The organism is Kitasatospora sp. NPDC051705 (assembly GCF_044453265.1).
Taxonomy (GTDB): Bacteria; Actinomycetota; Actinomycetes; order Streptomycetales; family Streptomycetaceae; genus Kitasatospora.
Genome location: NZ_JBITCO010000008.1, coordinates 1 through 17815, shown reverse-complemented (window position 1 = coordinate 17815; position 17815 = coordinate 1). Strand labels below are relative to the sequence as shown.

Annotated in this window: 17 protein-coding genes, 1 tRNA gene and 1 pseudogene; 9 read left to right on the top strand and 10 right to left on the bottom strand. The window is 72.9% G+C overall.

What is annotated here, in order from left to right:
- Position 1 precedes the first annotated feature (1 nt).
- Both ACIA8Q_RS12945 and greA read left to right on the top strand, forming a co-directional pair.
- The gene (locus tag ACIA8Q_RS12945) at positions 2-415 is read left to right on the top strand and encodes a DUF4307 domain-containing protein (protein WP_360210932.1); all 414 of its coding nucleotides are present in this window, start codon (positions 2-4) and stop codon (positions 413-415) included.
- A gap of 266 nt (positions 416-681) precedes the next feature.
- A complete protein-coding gene (gene greA, locus ACIA8Q_RS12940) occupies positions 682-1182 on the top strand; it encodes a transcription elongation factor GreA (protein WP_360210934.1) in 501 nt (166 codons plus the stop codon).
- Between the two features lie 97 nt (positions 1183-1279).
- Here greA and ACIA8Q_RS12935 read toward each other — a convergent pair whose 3' ends face one another.
- From ACIA8Q_RS12935 to ilvA, 3 genes are all read right to left on the bottom strand, one after another.
- A complete protein-coding gene (locus tag ACIA8Q_RS12935) occupies positions 1280-2137 on the bottom strand; it encodes an ABC transporter permease (RefSeq protein ID WP_360210936.1) in 858 nt (285 codons plus the stop codon).
- Positions 2138-2139: 2 nt separating this feature from the next.
- Positions 2140-3216 (bottom strand): ATP-binding cassette domain-containing protein, encoded by a 1077-nt coding sequence (locus ACIA8Q_RS12930; protein WP_360210938.1) that lies wholly within the window; start codon positions 3214-3216, stop codon positions 2140-2142.
- 313 nt (positions 3217-3529) lie between these two features.
- Positions 3530-4741: a threonine ammonia-lyase gene (ilvA, locus tag ACIA8Q_RS12925; RefSeq protein ID WP_360210940.1), complete on the bottom strand. Its 1212-nt coding sequence runs from the start codon at positions 4739-4741 to the stop codon at positions 3530-3532.
- Between the two features lie 186 nt (positions 4742-4927).
- Here ilvA and ACIA8Q_RS12920 point away from each other — a divergent pair, with 186 nt between their 5' ends.
- Complete coding sequence (locus tag ACIA8Q_RS12920) at positions 4928-5431, top strand: MarR family transcriptional regulator (protein ID WP_360210942.1); 504 nt, start codon at positions 4928-4930, stop codon at positions 5429-5431.
- 84 nt (positions 5432-5515) lie between these two features.
- On the opposite strand, the gene ACIA8Q_RS12915 is transcribed toward ACIA8Q_RS12920, so the two are convergent.
- On the bottom strand, positions 5516-6670 hold the full coding sequence (locus ACIA8Q_RS12915; RefSeq protein ID WP_360210944.1) for a cystathionine gamma-synthase: 1155 nt from the start codon (positions 6668-6670) through the stop codon (positions 5516-5518).
- Between the two features lie 189 nt (positions 6671-6859).
- On the opposite strand from ACIA8Q_RS12915, the gene msrA reads away from it, so the two are divergent.
- Positions 6860-7525, top strand: a complete 666-nt coding sequence (gene msrA, locus ACIA8Q_RS12910; RefSeq protein ID WP_360210946.1) for a peptide-methionine (S)-S-oxide reductase MsrA — start codon at positions 6860-6862, stop codon at positions 7523-7525.
- Positions 7526-7651: 126 nt separating this feature from the next.
- Entirely contained in the window at positions 7652-8014 is a 363-nt protein-coding gene (locus ACIA8Q_RS12905) for a cupin domain-containing protein (protein ID WP_360210948.1), read from the top strand.
- Between the two features lie 65 nt (positions 8015-8079).
- Here the strand turns inward: ACIA8Q_RS12905 and ACIA8Q_RS12900 are convergent, their stop codons facing one another.
- The 3 genes from ACIA8Q_RS12900 to ACIA8Q_RS12890 form a co-directional block, all read right to left on the bottom strand.
- Complete coding sequence (locus ACIA8Q_RS12900) at positions 8080-9369, bottom strand: Ig-like domain-containing protein (protein WP_360210950.1); 1290 nt, start codon at positions 9367-9369, stop codon at positions 8080-8082.
- Between the two features lie 184 nt (positions 9370-9553).
- The gene (locus ACIA8Q_RS12895; RefSeq protein WP_360210952.1) at positions 9554-9892 is read right to left on the bottom strand and encodes a hypothetical protein; all 339 of its coding nucleotides are present in this window, start codon (positions 9890-9892) and stop codon (positions 9554-9556) included.
- A 435-nt stretch (positions 9893-10327) separates the two neighbouring features.
- On the bottom strand, positions 10328-11752 hold the full coding sequence (locus ACIA8Q_RS12890; protein ID WP_396317176.1) for a cystathionine beta-synthase: 1425 nt from the start codon (positions 11750-11752) through the stop codon (positions 10328-10330).
- Positions 11753-11984: 232 nt separating this feature from the next.
- Between ACIA8Q_RS12890 and ACIA8Q_RS12885 the strand changes: the two genes are divergently transcribed.
- The 3 genes from ACIA8Q_RS12885 to ACIA8Q_RS12875 all read left to right on the top strand — a co-directional run bounded on the left by ACIA8Q_RS12885 (position 11985) and on the right by ACIA8Q_RS12875 (position 15600).
- Entirely contained in the window at positions 11985-13079 is a 1095-nt protein-coding gene (locus tag ACIA8Q_RS12885; RefSeq protein ID WP_360210956.1) for an SGNH/GDSL hydrolase family protein, read from the top strand.
- A gap of 62 nt (positions 13080-13141) precedes the next feature.
- Complete coding sequence (locus tag ACIA8Q_RS12880; RefSeq protein ID WP_360210958.1) at positions 13142-14362, top strand: acetyl-CoA C-acetyltransferase; 1221 nt, start codon at positions 13142-13144, stop codon at positions 14360-14362.
- 290 nt (positions 14363-14652) lie between these two features.
- On the top strand, positions 14653-15600 hold the full coding sequence (locus ACIA8Q_RS12875) for a hypothetical protein (protein WP_360210960.1): 948 nt from the start codon (positions 14653-14655) through the stop codon (positions 15598-15600).
- Between the two features lie 137 nt (positions 15601-15737).
- On the opposite strand, the gene ACIA8Q_RS12870 is transcribed toward ACIA8Q_RS12875, so the two are convergent.
- The 3 genes from ACIA8Q_RS12870 to ACIA8Q_RS12860 all read right to left on the bottom strand — a co-directional run bounded on the left by ACIA8Q_RS12870 (position 15738) and on the right by ACIA8Q_RS12860 (position 17316).
- Positions 15738-16121: a hypothetical protein gene (locus ACIA8Q_RS12870; protein ID WP_360210962.1), complete on the bottom strand. Its 384-nt coding sequence runs from the start codon at positions 16119-16121 to the stop codon at positions 15738-15740.
- Positions 16122-16222: 101 nt separating this feature from the next.
- The gene (locus tag ACIA8Q_RS12865; protein WP_360210964.1) at positions 16223-17095 is read right to left on the bottom strand and encodes a Bax inhibitor-1/YccA family protein; all 873 of its coding nucleotides are present in this window, start codon (positions 17093-17095) and stop codon (positions 16223-16225) included.
- A gap of 139 nt (positions 17096-17234) precedes the next feature.
- Positions 17235-17316 (bottom strand) — tRNA-Leu (locus ACIA8Q_RS12860).
- Between the two features lie 391 nt (positions 17317-17707).
- On the opposite strand from ACIA8Q_RS12860, the pseudogene ACIA8Q_RS12855 reads away from it, so the two are divergent.
- Positions 17708-17815 (top strand): annotated as a pseudogene (locus tag ACIA8Q_RS12855) (ABC transporter ATP-binding protein); the annotation flags it as partial.

Sequence of the window (17815 nt, the reverse complement as noted above, 5' to 3'; positions counted from 1 at the left end):
GATGAACGCGAGCACCACCACCCCGCAGCTGCCCGAGGGGCGCTACGGCCGGAGCGGCGACCGTGACTCGGACCGCCGGCTGAAGGCGGTCGGCGCGGTGTGCGGCGTGCTGGGCCTGGGCCTGGTGGCCTGGCTGGGCGGTTCCTACCTGATGCGCGAGACCGCGATCAACGGCTCGGTGCCGACCTTCCAGGCGGTCTCCGACTCCGAGGTGCAGCTGCACCTGGCGGTGCGCAAGAGCGACGGGACGGCCGGCAGCTGCACCGTCCGCTCGCAGGGCAGGGACGGCGCGGTGGTCGGGGTCGCGGACTTCCCCGTCCCGGCCGACGGTTCCAGCTACGACGCCGTGGTCACGCTGCGCACCACCGCCCGCGGCAGTACGGCCGAGCTGCTGGGCTGCACGCCGGCCAAGTAGGACCGTCGGCGCATATTCGACGGGGCGAGCGGGCATCCGTAGGAAGTCCCGCACCCCGTTCTGTACACCGTGGCGCAACGCCGACGTCAATGGCGCGCCAACGACCCTCCCGCTTGTCGGCAGGACTTGTTAGGCTCGTGGTTTCGCCCCTTCCGCACCGGATGGTACGGGAGCGGGCGTTGCTTTGTAGTTACGACCGTTATCACCACCAACCCTGCTGACGACTCACACCCTCAGCACAGCCCCAGCACCTACGAGGAGCACCCGTGACCCAGACCAGTGAGAACGTGACCTGGCTCACTCAGGCCGGCTACGACCAGCTCAAGGCCGAGCTGGATCACCTGACCGGGCCCTGGCGCATCGAGATCGCCCAGAAGATCGAGGCGGCGCGCGAGGAGGGCGACCTCAAGGAGAACGCCGGCTACCACGCGGCCAAGGAGGAGCAGGGCAAGTACGAGCTGCGCATCCGCCAGCTGACCCAGCTGCTGGAGCGCGCGAAGGTCGGCGAGGCCCCGGCCGACTCGGGCGTGGTGGCCCCGGGCATGGTCGTCACGGTCGCCTTCGACGGCGACGAGGACGACCTCATGGAGTTCCTGCTCGCCTCCCGTGAGGTGGCCGGCTCCGACACGCTGGACGTCTACTCGCCGCAGTCGCCGCTGGGCCGCGCGATCGACGGCAAGAAGATCGGCGACGAGGCCACCTACGACCTGCCGAACGGCAAGCCGGCCATGGTGAAGATCGTCAAGGTCGTGCCGCACGCCGGCTGATCCGGCCGCCGCACGACGAGGGCGGCCGCGGGGTCCGGGACCCCGCGGCCGCCCTCCGGCGTGTCGGACGCGTCCGGCGCGCCCGGCGCGGACGGGTTCAGCCGACGGCCGAGCGGTACTTGCGCACCGACAGCCAGGAGAACACCGCGGTGATGACCAGCGACCACAGCACCGAGACCAGGCTCGCGTGCTGCATCGGCCAGGCGGAGTCCACCGGGCCGACCTGGTTGCCGAACAGGTCGCGGCAGGCCTGCACGGTGGCGCTGAACGGGTTCCAGTAGGCGATGCCCTGCAGCCAGCCCGGCATGGAGCTGATCGGCACGAAGGCGTTGGAGACGAAGGTCAGCGGGAACAGCCAGATCAGGCCGGCCGAGGTGGCCGCCTCGGGGCTGCGCACCGACAGGCCGATCAGCGCGCCGATCCACGAGAACGCGTAGCCGAGCAGGAGCAGCAGGCCGAAGGCGCCGAGCGCGCTGAGCACCCCATTGTGGATCCGCCAGCCGACCAGCAGCGCGACCAGCGCCAGCACGACGAGCGTGAACGCGGTCTGCACCAGGTCCGCCATGGTGCGGCCGACCAGCACCGCGGAGCGGGCCATCGGCAGCGAGCGGAAGCGGTCCACCAGACCCTTGGTCATGTCCTCCGCGATGCCGGCGGAGGCGCCGGCGGTGGCGAAGGTGACGGTCTGGGCGAAGATGCCGGCCATCAGGAACTGGATGTACGAGTCGGAGCTCGCGTTCGTCCCGGGGATCTGGATCGCGCCGCCCATGACGTACGAGAACAGCAGCACGAACATGACGGGCTGCATGAGCCCGAAGACGACGATCTCCGGGATGCGGGTCATCCGGCGCAGGTTGCGCTTGGCGACCACCCAGGAGTCGTGCATGGTGGCGGCGACGCCCCGGCGCTGCCGGGGGACGGCCGCGCCGATGGCGTGCTCGGTGGCGGTGCTCATCCTCAGCGTTCCTTTCCGGCCGTGACGGCCCGCTCGTCCGACCCCGGGCCGTCCGCGCCGTCCTCGTCGGCGGACGCCCGGCCCTTGCCCCGGCCGCCCCGGCCGCGGCCCTTGACGTCGCCGCCCTCCTCGTCCGCCGACTCCGCGACGTGTCCGGTGAGGGTGAGGAAGACGTCGTCCAGGGTCGGGCGGCGCAGGCCTATGTCGTCGATCTCGATGCCGCGCGCGTCGAGTTCGCGGATGACGTCGGCGAGCACCCGGGCGCCGCCGCTGACCGGCACGGTGATCCGCCGGGTGTTCTTCTCCACCGCCGGATCGCCGAGCGCGTAGCCGGACAGGGCCGCGACCGCGTCGCCGACCAGGCCCGCCTCGTGCACGACGACCTCGATGCGCTCCCCGCCGATCTGCGCCTTGAGCTGGTCGGCGGTGCCGCGGGCGATCACCCGGCCGTGGTCGACCACGGCGATGTCGTGGGCGAGCCGGTCGGCCTCCTCCAGGTACTGGGTGGTCAGCAGCAGGGTGGTGCCCTGCTCGACGAGGGTCTCGATGACCTCCCAGAGCGCGAGCCGGTTGCGCGGGTCCAGCCCGGTGGTCGGTTCGTCGAGGAACATCACCGGCGGGCGGACGACCAGCGCGGCGGCGAGGTCCAGGCGGCGGCGCATGCCGCCGGAGTAGGTCTTGGCGGTGCGGTCCTTGGCCTCGGCGAGGTTGAACCACTCCAGCAGTTCCAGGGCGCGGGCCTTCGCGTCGCGAGCGCTCATCTGGTACAGCTCGCCGACCATCTGGAGGTTCTCGAAGCCGGTCAGGTACTCGTCGACCGCCGCGTACTGGCCGGAGAGGCCGATCAGGCTCCGGACCTTGTTGGGCTGCTTGAGCACGTCGACCCCGGCGACCACCGCGCGGCCGGAGTCGGGCCGGAGCAGGGTGGTGAGGACGCGGACGGTGGTGGTCTTCCCGGCGCCGTTCGGGCCGAGCAGCCCGAGCACCGTGCCCTCGGGGACGTCGAGGCTGACGCCGTCCAGGGCTCGTACGTCGCCGAAGGTCTTCACCAGGTTCTCGGCTTGGATGGCTGGCGCCATGGCCTGCCTCATCTCCTCGGACGAATATGGGCGATCTGTCCCACTCTGCCCCGTTTTCGGGTCCCCGGGCGACTCGGTTTTCGCCCATCGGGCACAGAACGCGATGTATCGCGAGTCTGGCAGTACGCGATATATCGCGTCAAGGGAGAAAGCTCCGCCATCGTGACAGAGACCACTGACATCCACCCCGCGCAGTCGGAACGGCGATCGCGGTCGGAACGGCGACCGCGGTCGGAACGGGCGGCGACGGCGCGCGCCGGGGCACGGCCCACCGCCCGGCCGCCGGGCCGCAGCGGCCCGACCGCCCGGCCCCTCAGTCGGAGACGACGAACCCCGCGTCCCGCAACTCGCCCACCACGGCCGCGCAGTGCTCCGGCCCCTTGGTCTCCAGGTGCAGGTCCACCTCGACCTCGGCCAGCCCCAGCCGCGGGTCGATCCGCACGTGCGCGACGTCCAGCACGTTGGCGTCCAGCCCGGTCAGCACGGCCAGCAGGTCGGCCAGCGAGCCCGGCTTGTCGGCCAGCCGCACCCGCAGCGACAGGTAGCGTCCGGCCGCCGCCAGGCCGTGCCGCAGCACCCGCTGCATCAGCTGCGGGTCGATGTTGCCGCCCGACAACACCGCCACCACCGGGCCCTCGAAGGAGTCCGGCCGCTCCAGCAGCGCCGCGATCGGGGCCGCCCCGGCCGGCTCGACCACCAGCTTCAGGCGCTCCAGGCCGAGCAGCAGGGCCCGCGACAGCGCGTCCTCGGAGACCGTCCGGACGCCGTCCGCCAGGGTGTTGACCACCTCGAACGGGATGTCACCGGGCCGGCCGACCATGATCCCGTCGGCCATCGTGGCGAAGTGCTCCAGCGACACCGGCCGCCCGGCCGCCAGCGAGGGCGGGTACGCGGCCGCGCCGGCCGCCTGCACCCCGACCACCCGGACGTCCGGCCGCAGCGGCTTGACCGCCGCCGCGATCCCGGCCAGCAACCCGCCGCCGCCCACGCCGACCAGGATGGTGCGCACCTCGGGGCACTGCTCGAGGATCTCCAGCCCGACGGTCGCCTGCCCGGTGACCACGTCCCAGTGGTCGAAGGGGTGGATGAACACCGCGCCGGTCGCGTCCGCGTACCGCTGCGCGGCCTGCAGCGCCTCGTCCACCGTCGCGCCGTGCAGCCGCACCTCGGCACCGTACTCACGGGTGGCCGACACCTTGGGCAGCGGCGCCGCGACCGGCATGAACACGGTCGAGCGCACGCCCAGCAGCGCGGCCGCCAGCGCCACCCCCTGCGCGTGGTTCCCCGCGCTCGCCGCCACCACCCCGCCGGCCCGCTGCACCGGCGAGAGCCCCGCGATCCGCACGTACGCCCCGCGCAGCTTGAACGAGCCGGTGCGCTGCAGGTTCTCGCACTTCAGGTGGACCGGTGCGCCGACCAGCCCGGACAGGTGCCGGCTGCCCTCCATCGGCGTCACCCGGGCGACCCCGGCGAGCATCTTCTGGGCCCCGCGGACGTCGTCGAGGGTGAGCGGCCAGTTGTGCATGCCGCCAGCCTAGGGCGCGTCCGACGGGCGCGCTCCGAGGCCCGGCCCGGGGCCCGGCCCGCCGCTCGGCCCGGATCCGGCCGCGGTGCACGCAATCCGGGCTGTCGGGCCTGTTCCCGGGCCCGCCCGGCCCGCGTACGCTGCTGCTTCTGAGCCTCTCTCACCGCACGACGATCGTGAGCCGCGATGACGACGACCTCGCCCCAGGCCACCGACCGCACCGACCCCGTGCACGCCCGGCTCCAGTACCAGCTGGCGGTGTTCGCCCGCCGCATGGAGCAGGTCCGGACCTCCGGCGGCGTCGGCGCCCTGGACCGCGCGGCCTACCTGCTGCTCGACCGCCTGGAGCGGCACGGGCCGGCCAACGTCAAGGCGCTGGCCGAGGCCCTCGGCGTGGACTCCTCCACGGTGACCCGGCAGGTCGCCCCGCTGGTCGCGGGCGGGCTGGTCGGCCGGGTCCAGGACCCGGCCGACCGCCGCGCCGTGCGTCTCGCGCTGACCCCGGTCGGCTCCGGCCGCCTGGCCGAAGTCCGCGACGGGCGGGCCGAGTTGGCCCGCCGCCTGGTGGCGGACTGGCCGCCCGAGGAGCAGCAGGCGTTCTGCGTCCTGCTGGCCCGCTTCAACCACGCGATGGAGTCGTACACCGCGGACCAGCAGGGCCAGCAGGAGGGCGGCCCGGGCACCCCCTGACCTCCGGCCCGGGCACGCCCTGCCCCCCGGGCCGGACACGCCCCGGCCCCCGGGCGGCGCCCCGGGGGCCGGACCAGCCAGGCCTCAGCCCAGCGCCTGCTTGAGGTCGGCGAGCAGGTCGTCGATCGACTCGATGCCGACGGAGACGCGCACCAGGTCGGCCGGCACCTCCAGCGCCGAACCGGCGACCGAGGCGTGGGTCATCCGGCCCGGGTGCTCGATCAGCGACTCGACGCCGCCGAGCGACTCGCCGAGGGTGAACAGCTGCGCGCGGTTGCAGACCTCGACCGCCGCCTCCTCGCCGCCCTGGACCCGGAAGGAGACCATGCCGCCGAAGGCCTTCATCTGCTTGGCGGCGATGTCGTGGCCGGGGTGCTCGGCCAGGCCGGGGTAGAGCACCTGGCTGACCTTGGGGTGGCTCGCCAGCAGCTCGGCGACCTTCTCCGCGTTGGAGCTGTGGCGGTCCATCCGGACGCCCAGGGTCTTGATGCCGCGCAGCACCAGCCAGGCGTCGAACGGGCCGGAGACGGCACCCATCGCGTTCTGGTGGTAGGCGACCTCCTCGCCCAGCCCGGCGTCGGCCAGCACCAGCGCACCGCCGACCACGTCCGAGTGGCCGCCCATGTACTTGGTGGTGGAGTGCACGACGGCGTCCGCACCGAGCGCTATCGGCTGCTGCAGGTACGGGCTGGCGAAGGTGTTGTCGACCACGAGCAGCGCGCCGGCGCCGTGCGCGATCTCGGCGAGCGCCGTCAGGTCGGTGATGCCCAGCAGCGGGTTGGAGGGGGTCTCCACCCAGACCGCGCGGGTGTTGGGGCGCAGCGCGGCGCGGACGGTGGCCAGGTCCTGGGTGTTGGCGACGGAGAACTCGACGCCCCAGCGGGTCAGCACCTTGGCGAACAGCCGGAAGGTGCCGCCGTAGGCGTCGTTGGGGATGACGATGTGGTCGCCCGGCTTGAGGATGGTCCGCAGCAGGGTGTCCTCGGCGGCCAGGCCGGAGGCGAAGGCGAGGCCGCGGGCGCCGCCCTCCAGCGCCGCGAGGCACTCCTCCAGCGCGGTGCGGGTCGGGTTGGCGCTGCGGCTGTACTCGTAGCCGCCCCGCAGGCCGCCCACCCCGTCCTGCTTGTAGGTGGACACCTGGTAGATCGGCGTGACGACGGCCCCGGTCTGGGGGTCTGCTTCCTGACCCGCGTGGATGGCGAGGGTCTCGAAGCCCTGGGGAAGCTGGTGCTCGGTCATGGGTCCGAGCCTAGTGGCCGTACGCGCGTTCGCCCCCCGGAACGGTCGGGCGGCCGCCCCACCGGGCCCGTCCGCGCCCGCCGCCGGCCCGCCGCCGCGCCGGCGCACGGCGGAGCGGGCCGGCGGAATCCGACGGCGGGCCGGCGCGTTGAACGGTGGGCAACCCTCCCTACCCCGCAGGAGCAGGCCGTGCTGTTCAACCGCCACAAGACCTCGCTCGTCCCCGCCGACCAGGCGCTGCCCGGCCGGGAGTCGCCGGCCTTCGCGCTGCGCGAGCCGCACACCGTCCTCGGCCACCCGCTCACCGGCCCGTACCCGGACGGTCTGGAGGTGGCCGACTTCGGGCTGGGCTGCTTCTGGGGCGCCGAGCGGACGTTCTGGCGGCTGCCCGGCGTCTGGACGACGCTGGTCGGTTACCAGGGCGGCTACACCCCGAACCCGACGTACGAGGAGGTGTGCAGCGGGCTGACCGGGCACACCGAGGCGGTCCGGGTGGTGTTCGACCCCGCGGCGATCTCCTACGAGCGGCTGCTGAAGACCTTCTGGGAGGCGCACGACCCGACCCAGGGCAACCGCCAGGGCAACGACGTCGGCACCCAGTACCGCTCCGCCGTCTACACCCACTCGCCCGCCCAGGCCGCCGCCGCGGCGGCCACCCGGGACGCCTTCCAGCCGTCCCTGACCGCGCTCGGCTACGGCCCGATCACCACCGAGATCGCCCCGGCCGGTCCGTTCTACCCGGCCGAGCCGTACCACCAGCAGTACCTGTCCGACGCCAAGAACCCGAACGGCTACTGCGGTCTCGGCGGCACGGGGGCGTCCTGCCCGATCGGTGTGGCCCGCGTCCGGGACTGACGCCACCCGGGGCGGCGGCCACCCGAGGTGTCCGCCGCCCGGCCCGGGAGGAGACTGGAAGGGCCAGCACGGGCGGCCCGGCCACCTCGTGGGTGGCCGGGCCGCTCCCGTGGAGAGGAGTGCGCCATGTCCGGTCTCGTCCGCAAGAGCTTCGACTCGCCCGAGGAGGTCCGCCCCTTCGAGGAGGGCACCGGGGAGCTCCGTCTGGTGAACCTGGATGCCGGGCCGGTGGGCCGGGCCGTGTTCCGGCCGGGCTGGCAGTGGTCCAAGCACGTGAAGCCGATCGCGGGCACCGACAGCTGCCAGGCGGCCCACCTGGGGTACGTGGTCTCCGGCCGGATGCGGATCGTCATGGACGACGGCCAGCAGGAGGACTTCGGCCCCGGCGACTTCATGATCTGCGAGCCCGGGCACGACGCCTGGATCCTGGGCGACGAGGCCTGCGTGGTCGTGGACTGGCAGGGCTTCGCCGACTACGCCAAGCGCTGATCCGGGGCACCGGCCGGGCCGCGCGGCCCGGCCGGACGTCTGCCGATCGACCGGCCGATCGACCGCTAGACCGCGCTGCCGGCCTTCCACTCGGCCCAGCCGAGGTTCCAGCCGTTCAGGCCGTTGTCGGGGGCGACGGTCTTGTCGCCGGAGTTCACGACCTCGACGACGTCGCCGACGATCGAGCTCTTGTAGAACTTGTAGCCGTCCGTGCCGCTGTCCTGCGCGCCCTGGGCGTCCCGCAGGCCCACGCAGCCGTGGCTGGTGTTCTGGCCGCCGAAGATCGACGGCGAGGACCAGTAGTTGCCGTGGATGAAGGTGCCCGAGGTGGTGAGCCGCTGGGCGTGCGGCACGTCCGCGATGTCGTACTCGCTGCCCAGGTTGACGGTCTGGGAGTTCATCCGGGTCTGCTGGAACTGCTCGGATATGACCATCTTGCCGCCCCAGGTGCGGTGCTCGGGGGCGCCGCCGGAGATCTTGTACACCGCGCTGACCTGGCCGTCGGTGGTGACGGTGAGCGTCTTGGCGCCGAGGTCGGCGACGCTGGTCTGGGCCCGGCCGACGGTGAAGCGGACGTCCTTGGACTGGGTGCCGTAGACGCCCTTGGCGCCCTCGACGTCCTTGAGCCGGAGCTTGAGGGTGACCTTGGTGCCCTTGGCCCAGTAGTCCTCGGGCCGGAAGTCGAGGCGGGTGCTGGAGAACCAGTGCCCGACGATCTCGACGCCGGGCTCGGCGGTGACGGTGATCGCCTGCTGGACGGCCTTGCGGTCGGTGACGGGCTTGCTGAAGTTGATCGACACGGGCATGCCGACGCCGACGACCGAGCCGTCCTCGGGCGTGAAGTAGCCGACGAAGGTGTTGGCCGGGGTGGCGGTGGTGAAGGTGGCGTTGGCGTCCGCCTCCAGCTTGTCCTTGTCCTGGGCGGTGGCGACCACGGTGTACTTGGTCCCGCTGGCGGGGGCGGCGGCCGAGGTCCAGGAGCTGCCGTCCGCGGCGAGCTGGCCGGCCAGCTCCTTGCCGGTGGAGTCGGTGACCTTGACGGTGCCCAGGGTGCCGTTGCCGACGGTGACCTTGACCGGCTCGCTGAAGCTGGCGGTGGTGGAACCGTCCGCGGGCGTGACCGTGATCACCGCGGCGGAGGTCCTGGGGGCGCTGCTGGCGCTGCCTCCGCCCGGGGTGCCGCCCGGGCTGGCGTCGCCGGAGCCACCGGAACCGCCGGACCCCGCCGCGCCGGTGTCCTTGGTGTCGTTGCAGGCCGCCAACAGCAGGACGGGGGCCCCGATCAGGCCCGCGAGCACACCGCGCCGGCTCCAGTTCCCTCCGCCTGTGCGTCCCTGGCCGTCCCGTGCCGTCACGTCGCGTCTCCCTGCTGATCATCCCGGGCATTTATGGATACAGAAACGCAATCCGCCCGTTCACGGTTCCATCACCGAAGGGTAAGCGATCGTATGAGATGACCCAACTTCCCTCCGAACAGGGACAAAACGCCCGGCCTGCGGGGCAGACCGGGCGTTTTGCGGGGCGTGAGGGAGCGAGCCGCTACTCGGCGGACTCCTCCACCACGTACTCGTCCCACTCCTCGCTCTCGGGGTCGAACTCGGTCTGCGCCGACTCCCAGGTCGCCGAGGCCAGCTCGACACCGGGCACGTCGCCGAGCAGCGCCACCGGGTCGATGAAGTGGGCGAGGGAGCCCGACGGGTCCACCTCGATGGCGTCGACGGACTGCGCGCGCTCGTCGTCGTCGAGGTACTCGTCCTCGGTCACCTGCTTCAGGGCGGCCGCCTTGAGCGCGCCCTCGTCGGTGATCTCCGCGATGAGCTCGATCTTGAGCCGGACGTAGCGCGGGGCGTCCTGGCCGGTCGTTTCAGTGCTGGTCATGCGTGCGAGCGTACGGGAAGGGCCGGCCCCTCGGAGAAGGGCCGGCCCTGCCGTTCTCCGCCTGGGCTCCCCCACCCGGGAGCCGCGGAGACGCGCCGTGCGGCGCTGGTGCACCGCGGGAGTCGCCACACCCTGTCGACCGGCCGCAGCCGGGCAGGGGCGGGACGACGGCGCCTCCCGCGGAGGGGCCCCTCGCCCGGCGGACCGGACGGAGGGCGGGCACGACGGACCGGGTCAGGACCGTCCGACGCGCCCCGAGCCGACCGCGTCCGCCGGGGAGCCGCTCCCGGACGGTCACCGCCGCCTCGCTCGGCGTCTCGCCGTTGACCACAACGATGCCGGACCGTTGTTAACCACGTGATGCGGGCAGGTGACGCCGGTGTACCACTTCGCCCGTGGGCGAACCGGCCGGGAGCGGCGCGGGTTGACCGCGGGTCAGTGCGCGGCGCGGCCGGTCAGGAAGCCCAGAAGGTCCTGGCGGGTGACGATGCCCTGCGGCTTGCCCTCCACCAGCACCACCGCGGCGTCGTCCTTCTCCAGCACGGTCATCAGGTTGGTGACCGTCTCGCCCGAACCGACGACGGGCAGCGGCTTGGACATCACCTTGTCGAGCGTGTCGGTCAGCTCGATCTCCTTGGCGAAGACGCCCTCCAGCAGCAGCTTCTCCACCACCGAGCCGATCACCTCGCCGGCCATGATGTCCGGGTGACCGGCGCCGGGCGAGACCACCGGCATCTGCGAGACGCCGTACTCGCGCAGCACCCGGACCGCCTCGGCGACGGTCTCGTTCGGGTGCATGTGGACGAACTGCGGGATGCCGCCCTGCTCGATGGCCTCCTTGCGGCCCAGCACCTCGCCGATGTGCGCCTCGTCGGTGGCCGAGGGAAGGAAGCCGTAGTCGGCCATCCAGTCGTCGTTGAAGATCTTCGACAGGTAGCCGCGGCCGCCGTCCGGCAGCAGCACCACCACGACGTCGTCCGGCCCGAGGTCCTTGGCGACCTCCAGCGCGGCCACCACGGCCATGCCGCAGGAGCCGCCGACCAGCAGGCCCTCCTCCTTGGCCAGGCGGCGGGTCATCTGGAAGGAGTCCTTGTCGGAGACGGCGACGATCCCGTCGGCGACGCCGCGGTCGTAGGCGGTCGGCCAGAAGTCCTCGCCGACGCCCTCGACCAGGTACGGCCGGCCGGTGCCGCCCGAGTAGACCGAGCCCTCCGGGTCGGCGCCGATCACCTTGACCTTGCCGCCGGAGACCTCCTTCAGGTAGTTGCCGGTGCCGGAGATGGTGCCGCCGGTGCCGACGCCCGCCACGAAGTGGGTGATCCGCCCGTCGGTCTGCTCCCACAGCTCCGGGCCGGTGGAGTGGTAGTGCGAGGCCGGGTTGTCCGGGTTGGAGTACTGGTCCGGCTTCCAGGCGTTCGGGGTCTCCCGGACGAGCCGGTCGGAGACGTTGTAGTACGAGTCCGGGTGCTCCGGCGCCACGGCGGTGGGGCACACGACGACCTCGGCGCCGTAGGCGCGCAAGGTGTTGATCTTGTCGGTGGACACCTTGTCAGGACAGACGAAGATGCACTTGTAACCCTTCTGCTGGGCCACGATCGCCAGGCCGACACCGGTGTTGCCGGAGGTCGGCTCGACGATGGTGCCGCCGGGCTTCAGGGCGCCCGAGGCCTCGGCGGCCTCGATCATGCGCATCGCGATGCGGTCCTTCACCGAGCCGCCGGGGTTGAAGTACTCGACCTTCGCCAGCACGGTCGCGCTGATGCCCTCGGTGACCTTGTTCAGCTTGACCAGCGGCGTGTTGCCGACCAGGTCGATGATGGAGTTGTGGTACCGCACGGGGGTCCTCCCGGTAGTGGGCATGCGAGTGCATTCGGTACTGCAAAGCCTAGGGCGTGGCGACCGCCCCAGCCCGCCCTTCCGCCCCGGCCGCCCCGCGCCCGGCCCGGCGGCCCCGCCCCCGAGGCACGGCCTGACCGGTCCCACCAATGGCCGAGCACGACAGGTAGCCCCGGCCCCCGGGCGGGTAGGAGGGGTGTGCAGGCACCGCCGCGGCCCCGGAGGGGGCGGCACGAGGACGCGAAGGGGGCAGCGGATGCCAGGGGCACAGGACTCGCGGGCCCGGGTGGCCCGCCGGATCGCCACCGCGGCGGCGTACGGCGGCGGCGGGCTCGGCCTGCTGGGCGTCGGACTGGTGGGCGTGCTGCTGACCGAGAGCAAGCTCGCCGTCCAGGCGATCGGCGTCCTGGAGGGCGACCCTCCCAAGGCCGACGGCGTCTACGGCGAGGCCTTCGCCGACAGCACCGCCGTGCCGCAGCCCCCGCTCGTCCTCGCCGTCCTCGGCGACTCCACCGGCGCCGGCCTTGGCGTGCTGCGCTCCCGCGAGACCCCGGGCGCGCTGCTGGCCGCGGGCCTGGCCTCGGTGGCCGAACGCCCGGTCCGGCTGGTCAACGTGGCGCGGTCCGGCGGCCGGTCCGCCGACCTCTCCGGCCAACTGGAACAGGCGCTGCCGCACCACCCCGACGTCGCCGTGATCATGATCGGCGCCAACGACGTGACCCGGCACAGCCCGGCGCAGCTGGCCGTCCGCCACCTCGGCGAGGCGGTGGCGGCGCTGCGGGCGAACGGCTGCGAGGTGGTGGTCGGCACCTGTCCGGACCTCGGGACGATCAAGCCGGTGCGCCCGCCGCTGCGCTGGGTGGCCCGCCGGCTGAGCCGCCAGCTGGCGGCCGCGCAGACCATCTCGGTGGTGGAGGCGGGCGGGCGGACGGTCTCGCTGGGCTCGCTGCTGGGCCCGGAGTTCGCGGCGCGGCCGGAGATGTTCGCCGCCGACCGCTACCACCCGTCCGCCCAGGGCTACGCGACCGCGGCGATGGCCGTGCTGCCCTCGGTCTGCGCCGCGCTCGACCTGTGGCCGGAGGAGGAGCGCCCGACGGCGCCCGTGCCGGGCGGGCGGGTGCTGCCGGTGGCGGTGGCCGCGGCGGCCGCGGCCGGGCGTTCGGGCACCGAGGTGGCGGCCGTCGAGGCGGAGGGCGCCGGGCGCCGCTGGGCCCTGCTGCGCCACCGGCTGCGGGTCGGCCAGCCCGCTGCGGGCGCCGCAGGGGAGCCCCTGGCGGACACCGCCGGGGGCGGCGCAGCGGGCGCCGGGAACACGTCGGCCAGCTCACACGCCGCTACGGGTGACGCCTGATCTACCAGGCGGTAACTTTCCTCCCGGACGTCCGTCCGCCGCCACTCAGCGAGGAGCCCGCCATGCCCGAAGCCGTCATCGTCAGCGCCACCCGTTCGCCGATCGGCCGGGCTTTCAAGGGCTCGCTCAAGGACGTCCGCCCCGACGACCTGACCGCCCACGTCATCCAGGCCGCGCTGGCCAAGGTCCCGCAGCTCGACCCGCGGCAGATCGACGACCTGATGCTGGGCTGCGGCCTGCCCGGCGGCGAGCAGGGCCACAACCTGGCCCGCATCGTGGCCGTCCAGATGGGCATGGACTACCTGCCGGGCGCGACCATCACCCGCTATTGCTCCTCCTCGCTGCAGACCACGCGGATGGCACTGCACGCGATCAAGGCGGGCGAGGGCGACGTCTTCGTCTCGGCCGGCGTGGAGACCGTCTCGCGCAGCGTCAACGGCACCTCGGACGGCCTGCCGGGCACCATGAACCCGCTCTTCGACGAGGCCCAGGCCCGCACCGCCAAGCGCGCCGAGGAGGGTGGCGGCGAGTGGCACGACCCGCGCGAGGACGGGCTGCTGCCGGACGCCTACATCGCGATGGGCCAGACCGCCGAGAACCTGGCCGCGCTCAAGGGGATCACCCGCGCCGAGCAGGACGAGTTCGGCGTCCGCTCGCAGAACCTCGCCGAGGCCGCCATCGCCTCGGGCTTCTGGGACCGCGAGATCACCCCGGTCACGCTGCCCGACGGCACCGTGGTGAGCAAGGACGACGGCCCGCGCGCCGGCGTCACGCTGGAGGCCGTCTCCGGCCTGAAGCCGGTGTTCCGCCCCGACGGCACCGTGACCGCCGGTAACTGCTGCCCGCTGAACGACGGCGCGGCCGCGCTGGTCGTCATGTCCGACACCAAGGCCCGCGAGCTGGGCATCACCCCGCTCGCCCGGGTGGTGTCCACCGGCGTCAGCGCGCTCTCCCCCGAGATCATGGGCTACGGCCCGGTCGAGGCCTCCAAGCAGGCGCTGCGGCGGGCCGGCCTGACCATCGACGACATCGACCTGGTGGAGATCAACGAGGCGTTCGCCGCCCAGGTGATCCCGTCCTACCGCGACCTCGGCATCGACCTGGACAAGCTGAACGTCAACGGCGGCGGCATCGCGGTCGGCCACCCCTTCGGCATGACCGGCGCCCGGATCACCACCACGCTGATCAACTCCCTGCAGTGGCACGACAAGCAGTTCGGTCTGGAGACCATGTGCGTCGGCGGCGGCCAGGGCATGGCGATGGTCATCGAGCGCCTCAGCTGACCCCCGCAGGACCCCGTGAAGGGTCTGGACCACCCATTTGGAGTGACGTAGAGTAATTGAGGGCCGGATCACACCGCGAGGTCGATCCGGCCCTCTTTTCGTTCGTTTCCGGTCCGGAAATCGACACTGCGGAGCGGATCAACTCCACTGCGTAGAACGGTGTTACCTAACAATTTGGGGACAAGAGCGAAAGTCTCGGACAAATTAGACATTCGCCACTGCGGTAACAGCCCCCCATGCGGCAGTGTGGAGACGTAACCCCGTTCCGCTCCTCCCTAGGAGTACGTTCCGTGAGCGCCGTCTACACCATCCTGCTGCTGATCCTGATCACCGTGTCGACCGCCGTGCTGTTCCACCTCCGGGGGCTCTCCCGCCGGCTGGACGCGCAGGCCGCGGCCGAGGCCGCGCCCGCACCGGTCGACGAGGCCGCGATACGCCGGGCCGTCACCGAGGCCCTCGCCGCCGACCGCGAGCGGGAGATCACCGAGGCCCGGGCCTTCTGGGCCGAGCAGGAGGCCCGCGCGGCCGAGGACGCGCCACTGTTCGACTCGCCGTTCACCGGGGTCTTCGCCGGCACCGACGAATGGCCCCTCTTCTTCCCCCGCCCCACCGGGCCGCAGGACGCCGCCGACAACGCCGGCACCATGGACCCGGAGTTCGGCGAGGCGCTGCGCTCCGCGCTGGAGGACCTCATCAACGAGGGCGGCCCCGCCGAGCCCGGCGTCGACGGCGGATCGCCGCTGCGCCCCGGCCACCCGGCCGGCGCCGGCTCCACCGAGGTGACCGGGGAGGCCCGCGCCCGCCGCGAGGCCGACCTGCTGGCCACCGGCCTGGAGGCCGGGCTGCTGGACACCGACCCGGTCGTCGAGGACGCCCCGGCCGCCGCGCCCGACCCGCGCCGCCACCCCTCGCACCCCGACTTCGTCCCCAGCCAGGCGCCGTCCCGCGAGTGGACCGACACCCGCCTGGCGTCCCTCGCCGAGGAGGCCGTCGCCCTCGTCGACGTCCGACCCGGCCCGCTGGGCACCCTCGACGTCTACGCCTTCGCCGACGGCACCACGCTCTGCGTGGCCCCGGGCGACCGGGAGGCCGCCTACCGGCTGATCGACGCGGTGCGCGCCGGTGAGCACGTCCGACTGCTCGGCGGCTCGCGCTTCTCCGGCTCGTACTCGCTGACCTTCTCCACCGACGACGAGGCCGTCTACGTGCTCGCCGACCGGGTGGTCGCCAGCATCTGACCGCAGCAGGACGACAGCAGCACGACAGCAGCAGCGACGAAGGCCGGCCGGGTCAAGGGGTTACCGACCCGGCCGGCCTTCGGCCTGTCCGGCTTCGGGGGCGCGCAGCGCGCCCCCGAGGCCGGTTCCGGCGGCTCCTAGGCGCAGAGCTCCGTCGTCCCGCGCACCGCGGCCAACGCCTCCGCCAGCACCGCGGAGGCGGCCCGCGGGCCCTCCGGCAGCGACACCCCGGCCTCCGCCGGCAGCGCCGCGAGCGCGGCCGCCAGGTCGTGCCCGGCGACGGCCAGCTGGTCCCCCACCGCGAACGCCCCGGCGTCCGGGAAGTCCCGCGGCGCCCCGCCCTCGACCGCAAGCGCCAGCGCGGCCAGCCGCCGGGCCAGCGCCAGCGCGGCCGCCGCCCGGGACTCGTGGCCGGGCACGGCACCCAGCAGCCTGCTCTGCGGCAGCGAGCGGAAGCGGTCCGCCAGCGCGTCCACGGCGTCGATCAGGGGCTGTCCGTCCAGGGGCTGTACGTCATGCATGGCAAGGAGCCTAGGGGTCAGGACCCGGGCACGACGCCGCCGGGCCCCCGGAGCAGCAGCTCCGGGGGCCCGGCGGCAGTGGTTCGCGACGGGAGGGACCCTTAGTCGTCGCCCCGCAGGATCGCGATCAGGCGCAGCATCTCGACGTAGATCCAGACCAGCGAGAGGGTCAGCCCGAAGGCGGCCCGCCAGGCCTCCTTCTGCGGCGCACCCTGGGCGATGGCCTCCTCGATCGCCGCGAAGTCCAGCGACAGGAAGAACGCGCCGAGGCCGATGCCGATCAGGCCGACCACGATGCCCAGCGGGCCGGAGCGCAGACCCATGTCGGCACCGAACGCCATCGCGATCATGTTGACCAGCAGCAGCAGCACGAAGCCCATCGCGACCGCGATGCCGATCCGCGTGTACCGCGGGGTGACCCGGATCCGGCCGCTCTTGTAGGCGAACAGCATCGCCGCGAAGACGGCGGCCGTGCCCAGCACGGCCTGGATCGCGATGCCCGGCCAGATGGTGTTGAAGGCGTGGGTGACCGCGCCGAGCGCGAAGCCCTCCAGGCCCGCGTAGAGCAGGATCAGCGGCGGGCTGACGCTGCGCTTGAAGGAGACCACCAGGCCGACCACCATGGCCACCAGGCTGGCGCCGATCGCGACCCCGAAGTTCTCGAAGGGCAGCGCGAACCAGGCGACGGCGCCGGCGGCGACCAGGGTCAGCAGCGTCATCGCGGTGCGCGCGACCACGTCGTCGAGCGTCATCCGCCCGGTGGCGGCCGGGCCGGCGGACGGCCCGTTGTACATCTGGTAGAGCTGCTCGTCCGTCAGCGGGCCCTGGCCCTGCGGCTGCTGGGCGTAAGGGGTCCCCGCGTACGGGTTGCCGCCGTACGGTGCCCCGGCCTGCGCGCTGTTGCCGAACCCCGCGTAGCCGGGCTCGCGGGTGAAGGACCCCTCCCGCGAGAAGACCGGGTTGCTGCTTCTCATTGCTCATTCCCTCCGTGGCGGCACTGCACCGCCCAGCCACCAGGGTAATGGCTTGGCAAAAATATCGGGATACGCCGCGAGGAGGATCACTGGACGACTCCCGGCGGGGACGCCGTCGGCGCCCCCGCGAGTCGAGCGGTGCCCGGAGCCGGACTCGAACCGGCACGGCCTCGCGGCCAAGCAGTTTTAAGCTGCCCGTGTCTGCGTTCCACCATCCGGGCGTCCTGTGGACTGACCGCGTCACCGGCCGGAGGAGAAACGCTCCGCCCCGGTGCGGGCCACCCCTGAGCCTAGTCGCCCGCCTCACTCTTTCGCATGTTCCCAGCCAGGGAAGTTGTCATGTTTCCTTGCCATCTGACGAACAGTCCGCGATTCGGCCACGAAGTGCACCGGTTCCGGCCATCGCCCCGGGCTCAGGGTCGGCGTCATACCGCAGGAGGAGGACGTCACCTGGCCGTACAACCAGCGGCGGTCAGGCCAACCGTCCGGCGGAGCGACGAGAAACCATGATCACGCAGCGGAGCATGGTGCTACGGCCGGACGCCCCTGGCAGCCCGCCGTACAGACGCCCGGCGCGTCACCCACAGCCCGCCACCAGCAAGGAGCACCCCCGTGACCTCGTCGACCGCAACCGCCGTCCGCACCGGCCGGGCGGCCGCCCGCGCCACCGGCCTGAACAAGGTCTACGGGGAGGGGGAGACCCGCGTCGTCGCCCTCGAC

What these genes read in the sequence shown, in the direction of transcription:
- ACIA8Q_RS12880 (WP_360210958.1), top strand. Translation starts at nt 13,142, where the DNA reads ATGCCCGAAGCCGTCATCGTCAGCGCCACCCGTTCGCCGATCGGCCGG.
- ilvA (WP_360210940.1), bottom strand. Translation starts at nt 4,741, where the DNA reads ATGCACAACTGGCCGCTCACCCTCGACGACGTCCGCGGGGCCCAGAAG.
- ACIA8Q_RS12905 (WP_360210948.1), top strand. Translation starts at nt 7,652, where the DNA reads ATGTCCGGTCTCGTCCGCAAGAGCTTCGACTCGCCCGAGGAGGTCCGC.
- ACIA8Q_RS12915 (WP_360210944.1), bottom strand. Translation starts at nt 6,670, where the DNA reads ATGACCGAGCACCAGCTTCCCCAGGGCTTCGAGACCCTCGCCATCCAC.
- ACIA8Q_RS12870 (WP_360210962.1), bottom strand. Translation starts at nt 16,121, where the DNA reads ATGCATGACGTACAGCCCCTGGACGGACAGCCCCTGATCGACGCCGTG.
- ACIA8Q_RS12865 (WP_360210964.1), bottom strand. Translation starts at nt 17,095, where the DNA reads ATGAGAAGCAGCAACCCGGTCTTCTCGCGGGAGGGGTCCTTCACCCGC.
- ACIA8Q_RS12945 (WP_360210932.1), top strand. Translation starts at nt 2, where the DNA reads ATGAACGCGAGCACCACCACCCCGCAGCTGCCCGAGGGGCGCTACGGC.
- ACIA8Q_RS12935 (WP_360210936.1), bottom strand. Translation starts at nt 2,137, where the DNA reads ATGAGCACCGCCACCGAGCACGCCATCGGCGCGGCCGTCCCCCGGCAG.
- ACIA8Q_RS12930 (WP_360210938.1), bottom strand. Translation starts at nt 3,216, where the DNA reads ATGGCGCCAGCCATCCAAGCCGAGAACCTGGTGAAGACCTTCGGCGAC.
- ACIA8Q_RS12920 (WP_360210942.1), top strand. Translation starts at nt 4,928, where the DNA reads ATGACGACGACCTCGCCCCAGGCCACCGACCGCACCGACCCCGTGCAC.
- ACIA8Q_RS12885 (WP_360210956.1), top strand. Translation starts at nt 11,985, where the DNA reads ATGCCAGGGGCACAGGACTCGCGGGCCCGGGTGGCCCGCCGGATCGCC.
- ACIA8Q_RS12890 (WP_396317176.1), bottom strand. Translation starts at nt 11,752, where the DNA reads ATGCCCACTACCGGGAGGACCCCCGTGCGGTACCACAACTCCATCATC.
- ACIA8Q_RS12895 (WP_360210952.1), bottom strand. Translation starts at nt 9,892, where the DNA reads ATGACCAGCACTGAAACGACCGGCCAGGACGCCCCGCGCTACGTCCGG.